Annotated in this window: 20 protein-coding genes; 16 read left to right on the forward strand and 4 right to left on the reverse strand. The window is 59.3% G+C overall.

Annotated elements, in window-relative coordinates; all coding sequences use genetic code 11:
* Window positions 1-20: 20 nt before the first annotated feature.
* The 7 genes from EDC38_RS02770 (at window position 21) to EDC38_RS02800 (ending at window position 5,657) form a co-directional block, all read left to right on the forward strand.
* Entirely contained in the window at window positions 21-1,094 is a 1,074-nt protein-coding gene (locus EDC38_RS02770; RefSeq protein WP_123637227.1) for a protein-glutamate methylesterase/protein-glutamine glutaminase, read from the forward strand.
* Between the two features lies 1 nt (window position 1,095).
* Entirely contained in the window at window positions 1,096-1,839 is a 744-nt protein-coding gene (locus tag EDC38_RS02775; RefSeq protein WP_123637228.1) for a flagellar motor protein, read from the forward strand.
* 9 nt (window positions 1,840-1,848) lie between these two features.
* Entirely contained in the window at window positions 1,849-2,832 is a 984-nt protein-coding gene (motD, locus tag EDC38_RS02780) for a flagellar motor protein MotD (RefSeq protein WP_123637229.1), read from the forward strand.
* A 145-nt stretch (window positions 2,833-2,977) separates the two neighbouring features.
* Window positions 2,978-3,784: a ParA family protein gene (locus EDC38_RS02785; RefSeq protein WP_123637230.1), complete on the forward strand. Its 807-nt coding sequence runs from the start codon at window positions 2,978-2,980 to the stop codon at window positions 3,782-3,784.
* The gene (locus EDC38_RS02790; protein WP_425462018.1) at window positions 3,781-4,686 is read left to right on the forward strand and encodes a chemotaxis protein CheW; all 906 of its coding nucleotides are present in this window, start codon (window positions 3,781-3,783) and stop codon (window positions 4,684-4,686) included. Before EDC38_RS02785 ends, EDC38_RS02790 begins: the two co-directional genes overlap by 4 nt.
* A 107-nt stretch (window positions 4,687-4,793) precedes the next feature.
* A complete protein-coding gene (locus EDC38_RS02795; protein ID WP_123637231.1) occupies window positions 4,794-5,288 on the forward strand; it encodes a chemotaxis protein CheW in 495 nt (164 codons plus the stop codon).
* Window positions 5,289-5,291: 3 nt separating this feature from the next.
* Window positions 5,292-5,657, forward strand: a complete 366-nt coding sequence (locus EDC38_RS02800) for a DUF2802 domain-containing protein (RefSeq protein ID WP_123637232.1) — start codon at window positions 5,292-5,294, stop codon at window positions 5,655-5,657.
* Between the two features lie 86 nt (window positions 5,658-5,743).
* Here the strand turns inward: EDC38_RS02800 and EDC38_RS02805 are convergent, their stop codons facing one another.
* The 4 genes from EDC38_RS02805 to EDC38_RS02820 all read right to left on the reverse strand — a co-directional run bounded on the left by EDC38_RS02805 (window position 5,744) and on the right by EDC38_RS02820 (window position 9,308).
* Complete coding sequence (locus EDC38_RS02805; RefSeq protein ID WP_123637233.1) at window positions 5,744-6,490, reverse strand: YciK family oxidoreductase; 747 nt, start codon at window positions 6,488-6,490, stop codon at window positions 5,744-5,746.
* A gap of 66 nt (window positions 6,491-6,556) precedes the next feature.
* Entirely contained in the window at window positions 6,557-7,261 is a 705-nt protein-coding gene (locus EDC38_RS02810; protein ID WP_246004320.1) for an HAD-IA family hydrolase, read from the reverse strand.
* Between the two features lie 3 nt (window positions 7,262-7,264).
* Window positions 7,265-7,966, reverse strand: coding sequence for a bifunctional 2-polyprenyl-6-hydroxyphenol methylase/3-demethylubiquinol 3-O-methyltransferase UbiG (ubiG, locus tag EDC38_RS02815; RefSeq protein WP_123637234.1), 702 nt, complete (start codon window positions 7,964-7,966; stop codon window positions 7,265-7,267).
* Between the two features lie 13 nt (window positions 7,967-7,979).
* Window positions 7,980-9,308: a TRZ/ATZ family hydrolase gene (locus tag EDC38_RS02820; RefSeq protein WP_123637235.1), complete on the reverse strand. Its 1,329-nt coding sequence runs from the start codon at window positions 9,306-9,308 to the stop codon at window positions 7,980-7,982.
* 266 nt (window positions 9,309-9,574) lie between these two features.
* Between EDC38_RS02820 and gyrA the strand changes: the two genes are divergently transcribed.
* The 9 genes from gyrA (at window position 9,575) to EDC38_RS02865 (ending at window position 22,281) form a co-directional block, all read left to right on the forward strand.
* Window positions 9,575-12,145: a DNA gyrase subunit A gene (gyrA, locus tag EDC38_RS02825; protein WP_024460000.1), complete on the forward strand. Its 2,571-nt coding sequence runs from the start codon at window positions 9,575-9,577 to the stop codon at window positions 12,143-12,145.
* A gap of 140 nt (window positions 12,146-12,285) precedes the next feature.
* Entirely contained in the window at window positions 12,286-13,383 is a 1,098-nt protein-coding gene (gene pheA / locus EDC38_RS02830) for a prephenate dehydratase (RefSeq protein WP_024460001.1), read from the forward strand.
* Between the two features lie 47 nt (window positions 13,384-13,430).
* Window positions 13,431-15,650, forward strand: coding sequence for a bifunctional prephenate dehydrogenase/3-phosphoshikimate 1-carboxyvinyltransferase (locus EDC38_RS02835; RefSeq protein WP_123638833.1), 2,220 nt, complete (start codon window positions 13,431-13,433; stop codon window positions 15,648-15,650).
* Window positions 15,651-15,753: 103 nt separating this feature from the next.
* Window positions 15,754-16,665, forward strand: coding sequence for a sulfate adenylyltransferase subunit CysD (gene cysD / locus EDC38_RS02840; protein WP_024460003.1), 912 nt, complete (start codon window positions 15,754-15,756; stop codon window positions 16,663-16,665).
* A 220-nt stretch (window positions 16,666-16,885) separates the two neighbouring features.
* Window positions 16,886-18,298 carry a sulfate adenylyltransferase subunit CysN gene (cysN, locus tag EDC38_RS02845; protein ID WP_123637236.1) on the forward strand — a complete coding sequence of 471 codons (1,413 nt, stop codon included), beginning with the start codon at window positions 16,886-16,888 and terminating at the stop codon, window positions 18,296-18,298.
* A gap of 685 nt (window positions 18,299-18,983) precedes the next feature.
* Complete coding sequence (locus EDC38_RS02850) at window positions 18,984-19,250, forward strand: ComEA family DNA-binding protein (protein ID WP_123637237.1); 267 nt, start codon at window positions 18,984-18,986, stop codon at window positions 19,248-19,250.
* Window positions 19,251-19,385: 135 nt separating this feature from the next.
* Entirely contained in the window at window positions 19,386-20,093 is a 708-nt protein-coding gene (gene pyrF, locus EDC38_RS02855; protein WP_123637238.1) for an orotidine-5'-phosphate decarboxylase, read from the forward strand.
* A gap of 90 nt (window positions 20,094-20,183) precedes the next feature.
* A complete protein-coding gene (gene cmk, locus EDC38_RS02860) occupies window positions 20,184-20,855 on the forward strand; it encodes a (d)CMP kinase (RefSeq protein WP_123637239.1) in 672 nt (223 codons plus the stop codon).
* A 70-nt stretch (window positions 20,856-20,925) separates the two neighbouring features.
* Window positions 20,926-22,281, forward strand: coding sequence for a phosphohexomutase domain-containing protein (locus EDC38_RS02865; RefSeq protein ID WP_123637240.1), 1,356 nt, complete (start codon window positions 20,926-20,928; stop codon window positions 22,279-22,281).
* Window positions 22,282-22,497 lie beyond the last annotated feature (216 nt).

Consider the following 22,497-nt stretch of genomic DNA (forward strand, 5'->3'; position numbering starts at 1 on the left):
ACAGGCTGGAGTAAGCAACAATGCCATTGAGGGTGTTAATCGTAGATGATTCGAACTTCTTTCGTCAGCGACTGAAAGAAATGATCGATCAACACCCGGATCTCTCGGTCGTGGGAACCGCGACCAACGGCCGTGAGGCGGTGGAGCAGGCCCGCTCCCTGCGCCCGGACCTGGTCACTATGGATTTCGAAATGCCGGAGATGGACGGCATTACCGCCGTGCGCCATATCATGGCGGACCGGCCCGTCCCGATTCTGATGTTCTCGTCCCTCACCTATGAGGGAGCGCGCATTACCCTGGACGCGCTGGCGGCCGGGGCCATGGACTTTATGCCCAAGGATTTTGGGGAAGTGTCCCGCAATGCCCAGGGGCTGCGGGATAAATTGCACGAACGCCTGCTGACCCTCGGTCGGCAGGCCCGCGCCTCCGCGTCCGCCTCGCGCGAGGCAACTCGCCTGCAACCCGCCAGACCGGTGAAAAAACCCACGGAAAAACCGGTTGCCCGGGAGCCGCAGACGCCGGCACGCCCTCGTGGTAGCTATAAGTTGTTGGTTATCGGCGCCTCCACCGGTGGGCCGGTGGCGCTCACCGATGTATTGGTCAACCTGCCCGCCACTTTCCCGCTGCCCATTGTTCTGGTGCAGCATATGCCGGAGAACTTTACCCGCGCCTTCGCCGAACGGCTGAATCGCCAATGTCAGATTCAGGTGCGCGAGGCGCAAGAAGGGGATACCTTGCAACCGGGGGTAGCGTTGCTGGCACCCGGAGGAAAGCAGATGATGCTGGATGCCCGGGGCGGGCTACGCATCGTCGAAGACGAGCGCATGACCTACAAACCCTCACTGGATATCACCTTCGGCTCGGCCGCCAAGCACTACGGGAACAAAGTGCTGGGCGTGGTCCTGACCGGGATGGGGGCCGATGGTCGGGAGGGTGGTCGCATGCTCAAAAATGCCGGCTCGAGCATCTGGTCACAGGATGAAGCCAGTTGCGTGATTTACGGTATGCCCATGGCAGTAGCTAAAGCGGGATTGTCGGATAAAGTGCTCAGCCTGAAAGACATTGGCCCCAGACTCGTGCGTGAGGTCTGCTGACATGGATATCCTCAGCATACTCGGTGTCATCATTGGCTTCGCTGCGCTGATTGGCGGCAACTTTGCTGAGGGCGGCAGCCTCTCTTCTCTACTCAATGGCCCCGCTGCCGTGATCGTGATGGGTGGCACTCTGGGGGCGGCCATGCTCCAGACCCCCAAAGTCCATCTCAAGCGCGCGCTGCAGATTTTCCCGTGGATTTTTCGGCCTCCGGTCAATGCGTTTCGCGGTGGTATTGACCAGATTGTGCGCTGGTCGATAACAGCTCGCAAACAGGGCCTGCTCGGACTGGAGGAAATCGCCGACCGCGAAAAAGATCCCTTTGCGCGCAAGGGCCTGCAACTGATGGTCGATGGCAGCGAGCCGGACGTGATCCGCCGGGTCATGGAAAACGAACTGGTGCTCAGCGAGCAGCGCGATCAGGACGCCGTGCGCTTCTATGAAAGTATGGGTGGCTATTCGCCCACGATTGGCATCATCGGCGCGGTCATGGGGTTGATCCATGTGATGCGCAACCTCGCCGATCCCGAACAGCTCGGTCCGGGTATCGCCGTGGCGTTTGTGGCGACCATCTACGGGGTCGCGCTCGCCAATCTGTTTTTGTTGCCCATCGCCAACAAACTCAAGATGTGTATCAATGAGCGCTCCCATTACCGGGAACTGATGATCGAGGGCATCATTGCCATTGCTGATGGCGAGAACCCGCGCTCCATTGAAATGAAACTCAACGGCTACCTGCACAAGTAGAGGTTGCCCATGCCGCGCCGTCGCCCCACAGAACTGCACGTGAATCACGAGCGCTGGCTGGTGTCCTACGCGGATTTCATTACGCTGCTGTTTGCGTTTTTTGTGGTGATGTACTCCATCTCTCAGGTCAATGAGAGTAAATACCGGGTGCTGTCAGATACACTGATGGAGGCCTTTGAGCCGGCCCGCGCGGTCCAGCCCATTCAGGTGGGCCAGCCTTCGCGCTCACCGTCAGCCAGTGCTATCGATATTCGGGGCGACGATCGCGGAGATACCGAACACCCAATGCTGGGCGAATCCGGGGGCCTTGCGGGCGAAGAGGGCCTGGGTGAGCTGGGAGAACTGGCGGAACGTATCAGCGAGCGTTTTTCCGATCTGATTGGCGATGACCTGCTGGAAGTGTATGCCAATGAATACTGGCTGCAGGTCGAGCTGCGAGACAGTATTCTGTTTGAGTCGGGCAGCGCCGAGCTCAGTGGCCAGGCTCGGGATATTTTCGCGGAAATGGCCCGTCTGTTGGCCGAGTATGACAACCCGATTCAGGTGGAGGGACATACGGACAACCAGCCCATCCGCAATCTTCGCTACCCCAGTAACTGGGAGTTGTCCGCCGCGCGGGCCAGTGCCATTGTCAAATTGCTGTCTGGAGCCGGTGTCTCGGCGCAGCGTTTGTCGGCCGTGGGGTACGGGGAGCACCAGCCCAGTGCGGACAACGACACACCGCAAGGGCGAGCCCAGAACCGCCGGGTTGCCTTGATGATTGCCCGCGAAGCGATGCCGCGCCCGAGTGCAGCGCTGGATGGAAACGGGGCGGAAAGCGGAATCCTGCCGCCGCGCGAGGCCGGCCCGGAGGGTGCACCTCAAGAATCCGCTCCGGAGGCCGATAGCTCTTCGGGCGACAGTGGGGAATCCGCCGCACCGGTCGAGCCGGTGCAGTTGGAGGGCGGGGGGCTGCTCTTCAGTAGTGACCCGGATTTGCCACGGCAGCGATAGCCCAGTTTGAATGGATAATGCCAGCTCGAATGGTATGTCTGTTGCTTAATCCTGGTTCAACGTAACGTAAACCGGATTGGCCTGCGGAATTTTGGCGCTTTGCGCTGTTAACCGATCAGGCCATCGATAACGAGGATCGCATCTGTTGCGCGTCTGGAGCATTGCCAATCAGAAAGGCGGGGTCGGCAAGACCACCACCACCGTGGCCCTTGGCGGCCTTGCCGCCGAGCAGGGGCGGCGTGTATTGCTGCTGGACCTGGATCCGCACGGTTCTCTGAGCACCTACTTCCGTCAAGATCCTGACACGGCGCGTAGCAGCGTATTTACACTGTTCGAAGAGCGTAAACAGTTGTATCCCGAGCGGGTCAAACAGCTGATTCAGAAAACTGATTTCGATAACCTGGACCTGTTGCCCTCGGCTACGGCACTGGCGACACTGGAGCGCCATGCGGTTGGACAGGAGGGTATGGGGCTGGTGCTGACCCGCGCTCTGGCTCAGGTGTATGACGACTATGACCTGGTGCTGGTGGACACGCCACCGTTGCTCGGGGTGCTGATGATCAACGCGCTTGCCGCGGCTCACCGCCTGGTAATGCCGGTGCAGACCGAGTTTCTGGCGCTGAAAGGGTTGGAGCGGATGGTGAATACCCTGGAGATGATGAGTAAGTCCCGCAAGCGTCCCCTGGAATACCATGTGGTGCCGGTGATGTTCGATCGCCGTACTCAGGCGTCGGTCAGCAGTTTGCTGACCATCCGCAATACCTACCCGACTCAGGTCTGGCCCGGAATGATTCCGGTCGACACCAAGTTTCGGGACGCCAGCAAGGCGGGCGTGCCGCCACACCTGTTCGAGCCGGACAGTCGGGGTGTGGACGCTTATCGGTCCCTGTACAAGTGGTTGTTGAAGAAAGAACCCTCGACGGCCAGTGTTGCCGCAGGGAGTGCGACATGAGCCGGATGTCAAAGGATCCGCAGGGGCTTTTGCAGGCCTATTTAGATGATCTGCTGACGGTGCCGGAAGAGCCTCCCTATGCCGATCCGGTGGAGGAGCAGCGCGAGCGGCTGCAGAAGTTGCTATACAGCGCTGCCACGCCCCTGAAAGCCAGCAGCACAGCCTCTGTGCAAACGCCGACCCGGCCCGCTCAATCGCACAGTATTGCGCAGCCGGTCGTGGTCGAGCCCAAACTCAAGCCCGAGGTGTCCGCGCCGACCATCGAACCTACAACCGACGCCCCAGAGGCGAGGACGACGCCAGAACCTCGGGTCAAGTTGGCCGAACCGCTGGTTCCCAAAGCTGATACTGCTGAAACGGTGCCATCCTCTGCAGCACCGGACTTGATGCCCGAGCCGGAAGTCGGACAATTCCGCTTGAAAGACGTCGAATGGCTGGCCAACGGACGTCCCGCCTGGGCTCAGGAGCGGTTCGATGTGCTGTTGTTCAAAGTGTCGGGTTTGACCCTGGCGGTGCCGCTGATCGCCCTGGGACAGATTCAGCCGCTGACCGATGAACTGACACCGCTGTTCGGACAGGCGGACTGGTTTATGGGGCTGCTGCCGACTCCGACCGGCAAAATACGTACGGTTAACACCGCGCGGTTTGTCATGCCGGAGCGCTATGACGAGCGGTTTGTTGAAACTGCCGAGTATGTGATCTCTATCGACGGAGTGCCTTGGGGGTTGGCCGTGGATTCGGTCAACCAGCCCATCAGCCTGGACCCAGAAGATGTCAAATGGCGCACCGAACGCAGCCGGCGTCCCTGGTTGGCGGGAACGGTTAAAGAACACATGTGCGCGCTACTGGATATTCCGCGTATCGGGCAGTTGCTGATGGAGGCGGACCGCAAACGGGCCTGAGGTAGGCATGGCGAGCGTCGGAAACGCGCAGCGAACCGCCGTGATATCAGCTATAGTGCGTATCAATGCATAATGACGAACAGCAAGAGCGATTGAGGATTTGATGTATGGCGACTGAGACCAAAAACAGCAAGAAGAACAAAGACGGGGACGACCAGGTTCTGCAGTGGGTGACCTTCCGGTTGGAGGGTGAGACGTACGGTATTAACGTCATGCAGGTGCAGGAAGTGCTCCGCTATTCGGAAATTGCGCCGGTGCCTGGTGCGCCCCCCTATGTGCTTGGCATCATCAATTTGCGCGGCAACGTGGTCACGGTGATCGATACCCGTCACCGGTTCGGTCTGGCCGACGGGGAAGTCACGGACAATACCCGCATTGTGATTATCGAAACGGACAACCACGTGATCGGCATCATGGTCGATAGTGTGGCGGAAGTGGTGTATCTGAATCAGTCCGAGATTGAAACCGCGCCGAACGTCGGCAATGAAGAGAGTGCCAAGTTTATTCAGGGCGTGTGCCACAAGAACGACGAACTGTTGATCTTGATTGACCTGAACAAGTTGCTCACCAACGAAGAGTGGGCCGAGTTGGACGAGATTTAACGGATGAACTGGATGCTGCTGGCCATTGGTTTGAGTCTGGTGTTGAGCGTTGTGGCGATGGCGGTCGCCCTGGTGGCGCTGCGGGCCAGCCACCGCCAGTTGGATCAGGTACGCTCCAGTCATCGTCGTCTGGAAAGTGAGTTGGCGGTGTCCAACAGCGCCGCCATTGGCATGGGCAATCGCCTGATCGCCATGGAAAAGCGCCTGGCCCAGGGCGCGGGCGGATCGCCCGACGCACCAACGGAGCAGCCCTACACCGAAGCCAATCAATTGTTCCGCATGGGTGTCAGCGTCGAAGAAGTGGCCCGCCGCTGTGGCCTGTCCCGGGCCGAAGCCTCACTCCTGCAAGCCATGCAGGAACACCGATAAAGCTGTCGCGCGCTATCTGTAGGGCGGATCGGTCCGACGCTTCGGAGGGCGAAGCCCGCATCCGCCGTAACACCCCTTCGCTCCACCTACGGCGTAAAAATCTCCCCATTCACGCCCACAGAATCCTCTCCCATCAGATACAGATACAACGGCATATGCGATTCAGGTGTCGGCAGGGTGCGCGGATCTTCGGCCGGGTAGGCCGCCGCCCGCATCCGTGTGCGGGTGGCGCCGGGGTTGATGCTGTTGGCCCGGATCGGCAAGGCACCGTCGAGCTCTTCCGACAGGGTCTGCATCAGGTTGTCCTGAGCCGCCTTGGAAGCCGCGTAGGCCCCCCAGTAAGCGCGGCCTTTCCGGGCGACGCCGGAGCTGGTAAACACAATACTGGCGTTTCCGGATTGCTCCAGCAGCGGCAATAGCGCCTGAGTCAGCATGAAAGGCGCGTTGACATTGATCTGCATCACCCGCAGCCAGGTGTCGGTGGCGTAATTGGCAATGGGCGTTCGCTCACCCAGGTCGCTAGCGTTGTGCAGAATCCCGTCGAGCTTGCCGAACTCCTGATACAGGGTGTCGGACAGATCGCGATAGTCTTTTTCGGTGGCACCTTCGAGGTTCATGGGGTAAATCGCGGGCTGGGGACCACCGGCCTGTTCAATTTCATCGTAGACTTTTTCCAGCTTGGCCATGGTGCGCCCGAGTAATACCACCGTGGCCCGATGTTCGGCGAAGGTTTTCGCCGCGACCCGTCCTATACCGTCCCCGGCGCCGGTGACCAGAATGATTTTATCCTTGAGCAGGCTGGGGGCAGGTTGGTAATTGTCCGGTAGTGTCATAGTTCAACTCTTTTCGGTGTAACGCTCGGTGTTGATCGGTTGGGTGTTGACCGATAGCGCCAATGCTTATCGGAGCAGCGTGTCCAGAATGGGCAGAATCTCCTGGCCGTGGTCCACGCGGTAGTCCGCGCCCCAGGCATCGACATCGTCCCCGTCCTCAATGTAGCCATAGGCGGCGGCAATGGTGATGGCGCCGGCCTGTCGGCCGCATTCGATATCGCGCCGATGATCGCCAACATAAAGAATATGCTCGGGTTCACAACCCAGATGCTTGGCGGCCAGGAACAGTGACTCCGGGTGTGGTTTGCGCTCGGTAACGTGGTCCGGGCAGATGATGCTCTGGGGGGCGGGTTGTAGATCCATCTGCTCCATGAGGGGCAGGGTGTAGGCCGCCGGTTTGTTGGTCGCTACTCCCCAGGGAATCTGCCGTTCACCGAGGGCGTGCAACAGGGTTTGCAGGCCGGGGAACAGCGCGGTGTGCACCGCCAGGTGATCGCCGTAAAGCGCCAGAAGCCGGGTCCGGAGGATCTCGAAATCCGGGTGACCCGGCTCGACGCCAAAGGCGAGTTCAACCAGGGCCCGGGCGCCGTTGGACACGCTGCGCCGGATGGTGGAGTCGGCCAGGGGCGGGCGGTCATATTCAGCCAGGAGCCGATTCACTACAACCACAAAGTCGGGCGCGGTATCCAATAGAGTGCCATCCAGATCGAACATCACGGCTCGAATGGGAAGGTGATCAATCGTCGAGATTTTCTCGGGCTTCTCGGTCATCGGTCAGCCCACCTGACGGGCGTGCAGCAGGTAGTTGACGCTGACATCGTTCGGGTCCAGCTTGTAGGTCTTGGTCAGCGGGTTGTAAGTCATGCCGGTCAGGGTTTTCAATTCGAGGCTGGCCGCCCTCATCCAGCGCGACAGCTCGGATGGGCGGATGAATTTGCGGTAGTCGTGGGTGCCTTTAGGCAACAGCTTGAGCAGGTACTCGGCGCCCACAATGGCAAAAACATAGGCTTTGGGGTTGCGGTTGATGGTCGAGAAATACACGTGGCCACCAGGCTTGACCAGAGTGGCGCAGGCGCGGATCACCGAGGCCGGGTCCGGTACATGCTCGAGCATCTCCAGGCAGGTGACGATATCGTATTGACCGGCTTCCTGTTCGGCGAGAGCCTCGGCGGTGATCTGGCGGTAATCGATGGTCAGGCCTGACTCCTGAGCATGCAGCCGGGCGACCCCCAGGGGTGCCTCCCCCATATCAACGCCAGTCACCTCAGCGCCGCGCTGGGCCAGTGCCTCGCTCAGGATGCCACCACCGCAGCCCACGTCCAGCACCTTGCGGCCGGCGACCGGAGAGTGTTCGTCGATAAAGTTGGCGCGCAGCGGATTGATGTCGTGCAGAGGTTTGAATTCGCTCTCGCGATCCCACCAGCGGCTGGCCAGGGCCTCAAATTTGGCGACTTCAGCCGCGTCGACATTACTCATGTTTGATCTCCGCTTAATGTTGTCCCTTGATCTGCTTGGCCCACCAGCGGGCCTTGCCGATCAATTCGCGTTCATTCAGGGTCTGCAACTGGCGACTGAGCAGCAGGGCCTTGCCGGCCACCCAGACATGGCTGACCTTGTGGCCGCAGTTGGTGTATACCAGTTGCGATACCGGGTGATATACGGGTTGCGAGGGCAAATCGCTCAACTCGATAGCGGTGATATCCGCCGACTTGCCCACCTCCAGGCTGCCAATGTGCTCGTCCAGGCCCAGGGCGCGCGCGCCATTGAGAGTGGCCATACGCAGAGCGCTGTGGGCATCCAGGGCGTCGGCCCGACCGGCCACCGCTTTGGCCAGCAGGGCGGCGGTCTTCATTTCGCTCAGCAGGTCCAGGTCATTGTTGCTGGCGGCTCCGTCGGTGCCCAGCGCCACGTTGATGCCCTCGTCCAGAAACCGCTGTGTGGGGCAGAACCCGCTGGCCAGTTTGAGGTTGGATTCGGGGCAGTGAACCACCTGTGCGCCGCTGTCCCGGATCAGCTCGATATCGCCCTCGTCCACTTGGGTCATGTGCACGCATTGGGTCAGAGGCGACAAGAGCCCGAGCTCGGCCAGTCGTTGGATGGGGCGCTTACCGTGCTGCTCAATAGATTCACTGACTTCCTGGGCGGTCTCGTGCAGATGGATATGGATCGGGGCATCCAGTTCCTGTGCCAGGGTGGCGATGCGGGTCAGCGGTTCGTCCGAGAGGGTGTAGGGGGCGTGGGGCCCAAAACCGATCCGGACCAGTTCGCTGGCGCGAAAGTCGTCGTGCAGGGCCAGCCCCTTGCGGAAATAGTCCTCCGGGCCCTGGCCCCAGGCGCTGGGGGCGTCAAACACCGGAAAATTGACTTGGGCGCGCATGTGGGCCTGTTGGGCTGCCTGCGCCACCTGTTCGGGGAAAAAGTACATGTCGTTGAAGCAGGTGGTGCCGGAGCGGATCATCTCGGCCATGGCCAGTTCCGTGCCGTCGCGCACCATATCCTCGCTGAGCCACTGGTCCTCGGCGGGCCAGATATGGCCCTCCAGCCACTGTTTCAGGGGCAGATCGTCGGCATAGCCCCGCAGCAGGCTCATGGCCGCGTGGCCGTGGGCATTGACCAGGCCGGGGATCAGGAGGTGGTTGCCCAGGAAGATTTCCTGTTGGGCGTCGTAGCGTTTGTCGGCTTCTTCCTGGGGTACCAGGGCCTGAATGACGCCTTTATCGACGACCAGGGCACAGTGCTCAAACACCCGGTTTTCCGGCACCACGGGCGCAATCCAGCGGGCTTTGATGATCAGGCTGACGGTTTGCGGGGCTGACATAAAAGGAATCCTGAATACAACTTTGTCCAAAGGCCGCCAGTATACTCTTATTGGCCCCTGGCATGCAGGCCCTCTTCGCTCGAAAAACGCCCTGAAATCACCCCCTTAGCCGGTTTTTATGGTAGTATTCCGCCCTTTGTGCGGCAGCCTGGATACTGCCCCGACAGGCCCCAGAGGGCCCGTTGGGCACGGCTCAGGGGGCTTTATCGGCCTCTCTGGTAAGGGTTGCTTCTCCGACGTTTGATAATAAGGAACTCAGCGAGTCCATGGGCGAATTAGCGAAAGAAGTTTCACCCGTCAACATCGAAGACGAACTCAAACAGTCCTATCTCGACTACGCCATGAGCGTAATTGTGGGGCGGGCCCTGCCGGATGTGCGCGATGGCCTCAAGCCGGTGCACCGGCGCGTTCTGTTCGCCATGAGCGAGCTCAAGAACGACTGGAACAAGCCCTACCTCAAGTCGGCCCGTGTGGTCGGTGACGTCATCGGTAAATACCACCCGCACGGCGACTCGGCGGTGTACGACACCGTGGTGCGTATGGCTCAGCCGTTCTCCCTGCGCTATATGCTGGTGGACGGGCAGGGCAACTTCGGTTCCATCGACGGCGACAGCGCCGCCGCCATGCGTTATACCGAAGTGCGCATGGCCAAAATCGCCCACGACCTGCTGGCGGACCTGGACAAGGAAACCGTCGATTACGTCGACAACTATGATGGCACCGAGCGCATCCCCGATGTGCTGCCCACCCGTATTCCCAACCTGTTGGTCAACGGCTCCTCCGGCATTGCTGTGGGCATGGCCACCAATATTCCGCCCCACAACCTGAAAGAAGTGGTCCGTGGTTGTCTGGCGCTGATAGACGACGAAGACATCAGTATTGATGACCTGATGGAGCACATCCCCGGGCCGGACTTCCCAACGGGGGCGATCATCAACGGCCGCGCCGGTATCGTACAGGCTTACCGCACCGGCCGTGGTCGTATCTACGTGCGCGCCAAAGCGGAAGTGGAAGAAGATCCGAAAACCGGTCGCGAGACCATCGTGGTGCACGAAATTCCCTACCAGGTGAACAAGGCGCGTCTGATCGAAAAGATCGCCGAGCTGGTCAAGGACAAAAAGATCGACGGCATCAGCGAGTTGCGAGATGAGTCGGACAAGGACGGCCTGCGCATCGTGATCGAGGTCAAGCGCAACGAGTCCGGCGAAGTCCTGCTCAACAACCTCTACGCCCAGACCCAGCTGCAGACCGTGTTCGGTATCAACATGGTGGCGCTGGTGGATGGCCAACCGAAGCTGTTGAACCTCAAGCAACTGCTCGAAGCCTTCGTCCGTCACCGCCGTGAAGTGGTGACCCGTCGGACCGTGTACCTGCTGCGCAAGGCGCGCGAGCGGGGGCATATTCTCGAAGGTCTGGCGATGGCTATCGCCAACATCGACCCGGTGATCGAGTTGATCAAAGCCTCGCCGTCACCGGCCGAAGCGAAAGAAGGGCTGATGGCCCGGGGTTGGGATATCAGTCAGATGTCCGCCTTCCTGGAACGGGCGGGCGACGACGCCTGCAAGCCGGAAGATCTGGGCAAAGAATTTGGCGTGCACGACGGCGCCTATTACCTGTCGGCCGCCCAGGCGCAAGCGATTCTGGATCTGCGCCTGCACCGCCTGACCGGCATGGAGCACGACAAGCTGCTGTCCGAATACGAAGAGAAGCTCGAGCAGATCGCCGGCTTCCTGGATATTCTGAACCGTCCCGAGCGTCTGCTGGAAGTCATCCGCGAAGAGCTTGAGCAGGTGATGACCGATTACGGCGACGACCGTCTGACCGAAATTACCGCCTCTACGTTGGATCTGACCACCGAAGACCTGATTGCCGAGGAAAACCGGGTGGTGACCATTTCCCATAATGGTTATGCCAAAACCCAGCCGCTGGACGATTACCAATCCCAGCGTCGAGGTGGTATGGGCAAATCGGCCACGGCGGTGAAGGATGAGGACTTTGTTGAACACCTGCTGATCGCCAGCACCCACGACACCATTTTGTGTTTCACCAATGCCGGTAAAGTCTACTGGCTCAAGGTGTACATGATTCCGGTGGCAGGGCGTCAGTCCCGTGGGCGTCCGGTGGTGAACCTGTTGCCGCTGGAAAGTGACGAGCGGATCACCTCGATTCTGCCGGTCAAGAATTACGACGCGGATCATTTCATCTTCATGGCCACCCGTCGCGGTACGGTCAAGAAAACGCCGCTGGATCAGTTCTCCCGTCAGCGCAGCGTCGGCCTGAAAGCCATCGAGCTGGATGAAGGTGATTCGCTGGCGTTTACCGCCATTACCAATGGTGACTGCGATGTGATGCTGTTCTCCAGTAGCGGTAAAACTGTGCGCTTCAAAGAGTCCACCGTACGCTCCATGGGCCGTGTGTCACGTGGTGTGCGCGGTATTCGTATGGACGACGAGTATCAGGTGGTTGGCATGGTGATTCCGCAGGAGGGCGGTAAAGTGCTGACGGTCAGTGAACACGGCTATGGTAAGCGCACCCCGGTGGAAGAGTTCCCCACCAAAGGGCGCGGTGCCCAGGGCGTGATCGGCATGCAGACCACCGATCGTAACGGCTCGGTAGTGGGCGCCGTGCAGGTGCTCGACGGCGAAGAGATCATGATGATCACCGACATGGGCACGCTGGTGCGCACGCGAGTGGACGAAGTTTCGGTATTGAGCCGAAACACCCAGGGTGTCCGTCTGATTCGCCTGAAAGAAGGTGAGCACGTCAAAGGCGTGGAGCGCATCGAAGAAGACGAAGAAAGCGGCGAGTCCCTGGTAGAGGACGACGCCGAAAACTGATGCACCTCCGGAGCTTGGCGTAGGGGCAGAGCGCAGCGATTGGGCTGCGCACCCGCCATCACCCCGGAACCCAGGCGACAATGCACAAACACTACGACAGGCACCCAACGGGTGCCTTCTCAATGGTAAACGATGCTTCTATGAACGAATCTGAACAACTGAAGGTGCTGCGCGATCGCATTGATTCGATCGACGATCAGATCGGCAAACTGATTTCCGAGCGGGCTCAGTGCGCCCAGGATGTGGCGGAAGTCAAAAAGAGCGCAAACCCGGAAGAGGCAGCGAAAAGTTTTTACCGTCCCGAGCGTGAGGCCCAGGTACTGCGCAAAGCCATGGAGCGCAATCAGGGGCCTTTGAGCAACGAGGAAATGGCGCGCCTGTTTCGGGAAATCATGTCGGCCTGCCTGGCCCTGGAACAGCCGATCAAAGTGGCGTTTCTGGGGCCGGAGGGCACCTTTACCCAGCAGGCGGCACTCAAGCATTTCGGTCATTCCGCCATTGCCATGCCGTTCTCGGCCATTGATGAAGTGTTCCGTGAAGTGGAAGCCGGAGCGGTCAATTACGGTGTGGTTCCGGTAGAGAACTCCACCGAGGGTGTGGTCAATCACACCCTCGATAATTTCATGACCTCCAACCTGAAAATTTGTGGGGAAGTGGAGCTGCGGATTCATCAGAATCTGTTGATATCCGATGTCACTCACGTGAAAAATATCAGCCGTATTTACTCCCACTCCCAGTCGTTGGCCCAGTGCCGAAAATGGTTGGATGCGCATTACCCGAACGCCGAACGCATTGCCGTAAGCAGTAACGCGGAAGCGGCCAAGCGTCTGAAAGGGGAGTGGAATGCCGCCGCCATTGCGGGCAGCATGGCCGCCGAGCTGTACGGGTTAAAAGTGTTGGCCGAGAAGATTGAAGATGAGCCGGATAACTCCACGCGGTTTTTAATCATCGGTACCGAGTCCGTTCCCGCCAGTGGTGACGACAAAACTTCCCTGGTGGTGGCTATGCGTAATGAGCCGGGCGCACTGCACAACCTGCTCGAGCCATTCCACCGTCATAATATCGATCTGACCCGGGTTGAGTCCCGCCCGGCGCGCACCGGTGCCTGGACCTACGTGTTCTTCATCGACTTCAGTGGTCATGCCCAGGACGCGGAAGTGAGCAAGGTGCTCAACGAAGTGTCGTCTCGGGCGGCGGACCTGAAGTTGCTCGGTTCCTATCCGAAAGCGGTTCTTTAAGGGCAGTCATGGCGGTCACTTCTGAGGAACACACAGCGTCTGATTCGATGCCGGTCATCGGCAAACTGGTGGTGGTCGGTCTGGGATTGATCGGCGGCAGTCTTGCCATGGGATTGCGCCAGCGGCACGCCTGTCGAGAGGCCATCGGCGTGGTTCGCCGCCCGGACGCGGGCCGCAAAGCCATTGAGCTGGGCGTAGTGGATCGGGTGGTGGATGATCTCAGTGCTGTCGCACCCGAATTGGGCGAGGGCGATGTCATTTTTATCGCCGTGCCGACCCTGGCGGTGGAATCGGTGCTGGCCGCCATTCGCGATCAGGTGTCGCCGGCGGTGACCATTACCGATGGCGCCAGTGTCAAAGGCAGTGTGCGCTCCGCCGCAGAATCGGTTTACGGGCAAAGCCCCGCCCAACTGGTGCTCGGCCATCCCATTGCTGGCTCCGAGCGCAGCGGAGTGACTGCATCCAACCCGGATCTGTATGAAAACCACCGCGTCATCCTGACGCCGCTGCCCGAGACCGGCGCCGTGCATCTGGAGCGGGTGCGGGCCCTGTGGCAGGCCGTCGGTGCCGAAGTGCTGGATATGTCCGTCGAAGAGCACGACCAGGTGCTCGGCGCCACCAGCCATTTACCTCATGCCATCGCCTACTCACTGGTTGATACCCTGGCAGAGGATATCGGTAACCCGAATATCTTCCGCTATGCCGCCGGCGGTTTTCGGGACTTTACCCGCATCGCCTCCAGTGACCCGGTGATGTGGCACGACATCATGAAAGCGAACCGGGGTGCGGTTCTGGATTCGCTGGATCTGTTTATCGACAACCTGACCCGGTTGCGCGCGGCCATCGACCGTGAAGACAGCGAGTATCTGCTGGGCGTCTTCACCCGTGCCAAAGCCGCCCGGGATCATTTCACCAATATTCTGGCCAAGAGAGCGTTCATACCAGCCATGACCACAGGAAAAATAGATTACCTATTGCAACCCGGCGGCGCCGTGACCGGTACCATTCGGGTGCCGGGCGACAAGTCGATTTCCCATCGTTCAATCATGCTCGGTTCGCTGGCCGATGGCGTGACCGAAGTGGAAGGCTTCCTGGAAGGGGAGGATGCTCTCGCGACGCTGCAGGCGTTTCGCGATATGGGTGTGGTGATTGAAGGGCCGAGCGAAGGTCGGGTCAAAATCCACGGCGTGGGCCTGCATGGCCTGAAAGCGCCCAAGAAGCCGCTGTATATCGGTAACTCCGGCACCACCATTCGCCTGATGTCGGGCATTCTCGCCGGGCAGGCGTTTGACAGCGAAATCAGTGGCGATGAATCCCTGGCCAAGCGTCCCATGGATCGCGTTGCCAACCCGCTGCGTGAGATGGGGGCCGTGGTTGATACCGCTGAAGGCGGTCGTCCGCCGCTTAAGATCAAAGGTGGGCAGGCGTTAAATGGTATTGACTACGAGCTGCCCATGGCCAGCGCTCAGGTGAAATCCTGCGTGCTGCTGGCCGGGCTGTACGCCCAGGGCACAACCCGGGTAACCGAACCGGCGCCGACTCGTGATCACACCGAGCGCATGTTGACCGGTTTCGGCTACGAGGTGAAAAAAGACGGCGCGGTGGCTGAGCTCACCGGCGGCGGTCATCTCACCGCCACCAAAATTGAAGTGCCGGCGGACATTTCTTCGGCCACCTTTTTCATGGTGGCGGCGAGTATTGCACCCGGGTCCGACCTGACGCTGACCCACGTCGGCATCAACCCCACGCGGGTGGGCGTGATCAATATCCTGAAGGCCATGGGGGCGGACCTGACCTTGAGCAACGAACGCACCGTCGGCGGTGAGCCCGTAGCCGATATTCGCGTTCGCTATGCGCCCCTGAAAGGTATTCACATTCCGGAAGATCAGGTGCCGCTGGCGATTGATGAGTTTCCGGCGCTGTTTATCGCCGCCGCCTGTGCAGAGGGTGAGACGGTACTGACCGGCGCGGAAGAGCTGCGGGTGAAAGAGAGTGACCGCATCCAGGCGATGGCGGACGGTCTGACCACCTTCGGTATCGCTGCCAAACCTACCCCCGATGGTATTGTGATTCAGGGCGGTACCATGGGCGGCGGTGAAGTGGAAACCCACCACGACCACCGCATTGCCATGTCCTTTGCCATCGCAGCGCTGCGGGCCACCCAGCCAATCCGGGTCAAGGACGCCACCAACGTGGCCACGTCATTCCCGACCTTCGTGGAACTGGCCAAACAGACCGGAATATCCTTAGAAGTAATCGATCATTAAAGGACGGGGCGCATTACTCTATAATGCGCCTTACTTCGAATCCCAGTCACCCAAGGGCGGGTGAGTCTCGTGCTTGTCCCGCCCCCAAACAGTGTTGAGCGGAATGTCAGACAAATACAATCTTACCCACCTGAAACAACTGGAAGCGGAAAGCATCCATATCATTCGCGAAGTGGCGGCGGAGTTTGATAACCCCGTGATGCTGTACTCCATCGGCAAGGACTCGGCGGTCATGATGCACTTGGCCCAGAAAGCGTTCTACCCGGGCAAGCCGCCATTCCCGCTGATGCACGTCGACACCACCTGGAAGTTCAAGGAAATGATCGAGTTCCGCGAAAAGCGCGTGAAGGAACTCGGTTGGGATCTGATTGTGCACATCAACGAGGAAGGGGTGAAGATGGGCGTGGGCCCCTTTACTCACGGCAGCGCCAAGCACACCGACATCATGAAAACCCAGTCGCTCAAGCAGGCGCTGGACAAGTACAAGTTTGATGCCGCCTTTGGCGGCGCCCGTCGCGATGAAGAAAAGTCCCGGGCAAAAGAGCGCGTTTACTCCTTCCGCGACAAGCACCACCGCTGGGATCCCAAGAACCAGCGTCCAGAGCTGTGGAACATCTACAACGGTCGGGTGGACAAGGGCGAGAGCATTCGCGTGTTCCCGCTGTCGAACTGGACCGAGCTGGACATCTGGCAGTACATCCACCTTGAAAACATACCGCTGGTGCCCCTGTATTTCGCAGCCAAGCGTCCCGTGGTCGAGCGGGACGGCACCTGGATTATGGTGGACGATGAACGTATGCCGCTGGAGCCGGGCGAAGAGCCGGAAATGAAAATGGTGCGCTTCCGCACCCTGGGTTGCTACCCTCTGACCGGCGCGGTGGAATCCGAGGCGACCACGCTTCCGGAAATCATTCAGGAAATGCTGCTGACCAAAACCTCCGAGCGCCAGGGCCGCGTGATCGATCACGACAGCTCCGGCTCCATGGAAAAGAAAAAGCAGGAAGGGTACTTCTAGGCTGGGTTACGGCGGATGCGGCCTTCGGCCTCCGAAGCGTCGGACCGATCCGCCCTACGTTGGGCTGCGGGGTTGCGGCCTTCAGTTTTGTCCGTCCTAAGGAGGTTGCGTAGGGCGGATAAGCGAAGCGCATCCGCCGTTACCGTACGTAAAATCTTCGCCGTAATCCAACTGGACGGCCCCAAAAAAATCGACTTCAAGACCAAGGTAACTGAACACCATGAGTCACCAAAGCGAACTGATCGAAACTGATATCGACGCCTATCTCGAACAGCACGAAAACAAAGAGCTGCTGCGTTTTCTCACCTGTGGCAGCGTCGACGACGGCAAAAGCACGCTGATTGGCCGCCTGTTGCACGACTCCAAAATGATCTACGAAGATCAGCTGGAATCCATCAGCTCGGACAGCAGCAAGTACGGCACCACCGGTGAAAAAGTGGACCTGGCACTGCTGGTGGACGGACTGCAGGCCGAACGCGAACAGGGCATCACCATTGATGTCGCTTACCGCTATTTCTCCACCGCCAAGCGCAAATTCATCATTGCCGACACACCGGGGCACGAGCAGTACACCCGGAACATGGCCACCGGTGCCTCCACCTGTGACCTGGCGGTGATTCTGATCGACGCGCGCCACGGTGTCATGACCCAGACCCGTCGCCACAGCTACATTGCGTCGCTCCTGGGCATCAAACACATCGTGGTGGCCGTGAACAAGATGGATCTCGAAGGCTTCAGCGAAGAGGTCTACAACCACATCAAATCGGATTATCTCAACTTCGCTGAAAAGTTGGGAATGACCGACGTTCAGTTTGTACCCATGTCCGCCCTCGAGGGCGACAATGTGGTCAATCGCAGCGAACGTTGCGACTGGTACACCGGCCCGACATTGATGGAAATCCTGGAAAACGCGCCAGTCATGGCCGAGCGCAACTTCGAGGACTTCCGCTTCCCGGTCCAGTACGTGAATCGTCCCCACCTGAACTTCCGCGGTTTCTGCGGCACCATCGTTTCAGGAATCGTGAAGGTGGGTGATGAAGTCAAAGTGTTGCCGTCGGGCAAGAAGAGCAAGATCAAATCCATCGTGACATTCGATGGTGATCTGCAGGAAGCCTTTGTCGGGCAGGCCGTGACCATCACCCTGGAAGACGAGATCGATGTCAGCCGTGGCGATATGATCGTGCACTCGGCGGACAAGGTGGAGCAGACCAATCATCTCAAGGCACACCTGGTCTGGATGAACGAAGATGCGGGCGAGCCGGGCAAAGAGTATCTGTTCAAATTCGCCAGCAAACTCGTCTCGGGGCATATCGATAACCTGGAATACCGGGTTGATGTGAACACCCAGGAGCACAAGCCGGCGGACAAACTGCAGTTGAACGACATTGCCGTATCCGAGTTGTCTTTCAGTCAGCCGGTGGTCGTGGATGCCTATCCGAATCACCGGATGAGCGGCTCGTTCATCGTGATTGACCGACTGACCAACCTCACGGTCGGTGCCGGCATGGTCATCGAAGGCCTGCGCCGCACCAAAACCAGCCACCACCAGTTCAGCGAATTCGAACTGGAGTTGAACGCCCTGGTCCGCAAGCACTTCCCTCACTGGGATGCCAAGGATCTTTCCAAGCTCTAGGGCGGAATAGCGTTGTAGAAAGTGCTGCGGTTGGGCATACCCTTGTGAGACACGCCGTAAATACATCCTTGTAGGCTCATCACCCGCCGTCCAGGCGGGTGATGGTCTCACAAGGGTATGCCCAACCTCCGCTGTGCCAGATTGACGTTTCGGGAAATAGCGCCTACAAGATGTTTACGGAGCAGAAGAGTGTTTCGTAGGGTGGATAAAGGGCGCAGCCCTGTCATCCACCATTTTACAGTTGCCGCTATAGTCCCGTAGGTCGGATTAGCGCGTAGCGCGTAATCCGACATCTTTTGCCAAAGTCAACGTCGGATTACGCTCCGCTAATCCGACCTACGCAATTATTTCCCGAAACGTGAATCTGGCACAGCGGAGGCTGGGTGTACGGTTGTGAGACCGTAAACGGAGGGACTCCGCGCGTCGAGCCTACATGGATGTATTTACGGCGTGTCTCACAACCGTACACCCAGCCGTAGCTTTAGCTACGAAGCCCATCAACACCCAAAATCCAATCACACCCATAATGTGATCCCTATCAAATCTCAGAATTTTGTCGGCAATTTCCTACAAAACGCCGCGCACATTTCCCCTACGCGCCATGCTCCTCGCTGAATAATCTGGCTCCCACGTCGTCGGACGACGTTTACTGTTTACTCAACAAACCAAGCAAAAGGAGTTCATCATGAAACTGATCTCATCCTTCCTGTGTTCCATCGCCCTGCTGTTCAGCGTTGCGGCTTATGCTGCACCCGAGGCGCCCGTCAACATCAATACCGCCGATGTGGAAACCCTTGCACAGCTCGATGGTATCGGCCCCAAAAAAGCCGAGGCCATCGTCGCCTGGCGCGACGCCAACGGCGAGTTTGTCAGCCTGGACCAGTTGGTGGAAGTGCGGGGCATTGGCGAAGCGACCATCGAGTCCAATCGCGACCATATGACCCTGAACTGACCACGGGATGACCTGCGACGGTCACCCAGGCACCTCCCTCAGCAACGATTAGACGCTGCAATTTGATGCCAAATTTGCTTTAATGGCAGCCCGGATTCACTGAATTCGGGCTTTTTTTGTGCATAGGGGGAAAACATGCCCAATCCCGAGGCTCCACGCATTGTCGTTGCCATGGATTACGACAACGCTGACGACTGCCTGACCATGGCGCGTCGGCTCTCACCGGAGAACTGTCGGCTCAAGGTCGGCAAGGAACTTTTTACCCGTAGCGGTCCCGCCGTGATCGAGCAACTCCAGGGGCTCGGGTTCGATATTTTTCTGGATCTGAAATTCCACGACATACCCAACACGACGGCGGGCGCGGTGCGTGCGGCGGCCGACCTCGGCGTATGGATGGTCAATGTTCACGCCAGTGGCGGAGAGCGCATGATGAGCGCCGCCCGCGAGGCTCTGGACAAAGTCTCCGGTCGCCGCCCCCTGCTGATTGGGGTCACTGTGCTGACCAGCATGACCGAAGCGGATCTGCGCTCTACCGGCGTCGCCCGGACTCCGATGGAACAGGTCCTGCATCTCGCGGACCTGAGTCATAAAAGTGGTCTGGATGGTGTGGTATGCTCGGCTCAGGAAGCCCGGGCATTAAGCGAGCGGCATGGTCCGGATTTTTGTCTGGTCACCCCCGGCATTCGTCCCGCCGACAGTGCGGCGGATGATCAGCGTCGGACCCTGACGCCGCAGGAAGCCATTGCCGCCGGGAGCCATTACCTGGTGATTGGTCGACCGATTACCCGGGCCGCCGATCCCATTGCTCGCTGTCGGGAGATCGCCCAGAGCATTGCCCCCTGAGGCACGGCTCGAGCGCGCCGCCCCGAGCTTTGAGATCCGGGTCGGCGAGTAACCCCAAATCTGAATGTTCAAGACCGCTAAGGAACCCCTGTGACCGAAAACAGTCCCATCCCGGTAATTGCGATTGACGGCCCCAGTGGGGCGGGCAAGGGCACGCTGAGTCGGCTGGTGGCCAATCGTCTCGGGTATCATCTGCTCGACAGTGGCGCCCTCTACCGGCTGACCGCGCTGGCCGCCATGAACGCCGGCGTTGACCTGGATAATCCCGATGCGGTGGCCGCGGTGGCCCGGCATCTGGCGGTGCGGTTTGACGCGGCCGGTGAGGACACGCGCATTTTGCTGCACGAGCAGGATGTGTCCCGGGAAATTCGTACCGAGGCCGTCAGCATGAACGCCTCTCGGGTGGCGGCTTATCCGCCGGTCCGGGAGGCTCTGTTGCAGCGCCAGCGGGACTTCCGGCAGGCACCGGGCCTGGTCGCCGACGGGCGCGATATGGGAACCACCGTATTTCCCGATGCTGGCGTCAAAATCTTCTTGACCGCCAGTCCAGAGGCGCGTGCCGAACGCCGCTACTTGCAGTTATTGGAAAAAGGCGAGAAAGTGGATATGGACGCCTTGGTGGCGGATATCCGCGAGCGGGACAAGCGGGACAGCGAACGCGCCGTGTCACCCCTGAAGCCCGCCGATGACGCCCACCTGGTGGACAGTACCGAGCTGACCATCGAGCAGGTGCTCGAGAGAATTTTAAGCTATACCCGCTAGCCGGGTGGGGCTGGCACCCATGGGGTGCCGGAGCAACGATGACAAATAACACAAACCGGACGGAACGAAGATGAAACTGACCTGTTTTAAAGCCTACGATATTCGCGGCAAGTTGGGTGAAGAACTCAATGAAGACATCGTCTACCGCATCGGCCGCGCCTTTGCGGAATACCTCAAGCCCAAAACCGTCGTGGTGGGTGGCGACGTGCGAGAGACCAGTGAGTCCTTGAAGCTTGCCTGCGCCCGCGGCCTGCAGGACGGCGGTGCGGACGTGATCGATATCGGTCTGTGCGGCACTGAAGAGATCTACTTCGCTACCAGCCATCTGAAAACCGATGGCGGCATCGTGATCACCGCCAGTCACAACCCGATTGACTATAACGGCATGAAGATGGTGCGTGAGGGTTCTCGTCCCATCAGTGGTGATACCGGGCTGAACGATATTCAGGCCATGGCCGAAGCCAATGATTTCCCGGCCGTGGACGAATCCAAGAGAGGTGCCTACCGAAAGGGTTCAGTGCTGGAGGACTACATCCAGCACCTGCTGAGCTACGTCGATAAGGACAAACTCAAGCCCATGAAGCTTGTGGTCAACGCCGGTAACGGGGCCGCAGGCCACGTCATCGATGCGATCGAACCGCACCTGCCCATGATCGAATTTATCAAGGTCCACCACGAGCCGGACCCGACCTTTCCAAACGGTATTCCTAACCCGCTGCTGCGTGAAAATCGGGCCTCCACCAGCGAGGCGGTGATCAAGCACGGCGCGGACATGGGCATTGCCTGGGACGGCGACTTCGATCGCTGCTTCCTGTTCGATGAGAAGGGCGAGTTCACCGAGGGTTACTACATCGTCGGCCTGTTGGCCGAAGCCTTCCTGCTCAAGGTGCCGGGCAGTAAGATCATTCATGACCCACGCCTGACCTGGAACACCATCGACATCTGCGAAAAGCACGGCGGCACCGCCATTCAATCCAAAACCGGCCACTCCTTCATCAAGGAGCGGATGCGCAGCGAAGATGCCATCTACGGCGGTGAAATGAGCGCCCACCACTACTTCCGTGACTTCGCCTACTGCGACAGCGGCATGATCCCCTGGCTTCTGGTCGCAGAACTGATCGGTCGCAAGGGGCAGAGCCTGTCCGAGTTGCTACAAGATTGCATCGATCGCTTCCCGTCCCCGGGCGAAATCAACAGCAAAGTGGACGATGCCGCCGCAGCCATTGACCGGGTATTCGAGCACTACAAGAACCAGGCCAAAGCCATCGACCGTGCCGACGGTATCACCATGGAATTTGACGACTGGCGCTTCAACCTGCGCATGTCCAACACCGAGCCGGTGGTACGCCTGAACGCCGAGAGCCGCGGCGACAAGAAACTGGTACAGGAAAAAACCGACGAAGTGTTGGCGCTGCTGAATCAGTAAGTTACGAGTGAAAGGGTGGGGTTCCCTCTGAGGGCGCGGTGTCGGGTGAACTCTTTTCAAACCCTCTCTTCAGGGAAGAAGAGAGGGAGCTACAGGGATGTATTTATCGCGTTTTGAAAAGGGTTCACCCGATGCCGCGACCGGACAACTCTAACCCTCCACTCTAAAAATCAACCGGACACAACACTCTGGGAACGACCCCCAACACTCAAGGAG

Origin of the sequence: Marinimicrobium koreense (assembly GCF_003762925.1) — a bacterium.
GTDB lineage: Bacteria > Pseudomonadota > Gammaproteobacteria > Pseudomonadales > Cellvibrionaceae > Marinimicrobium > Marinimicrobium koreense.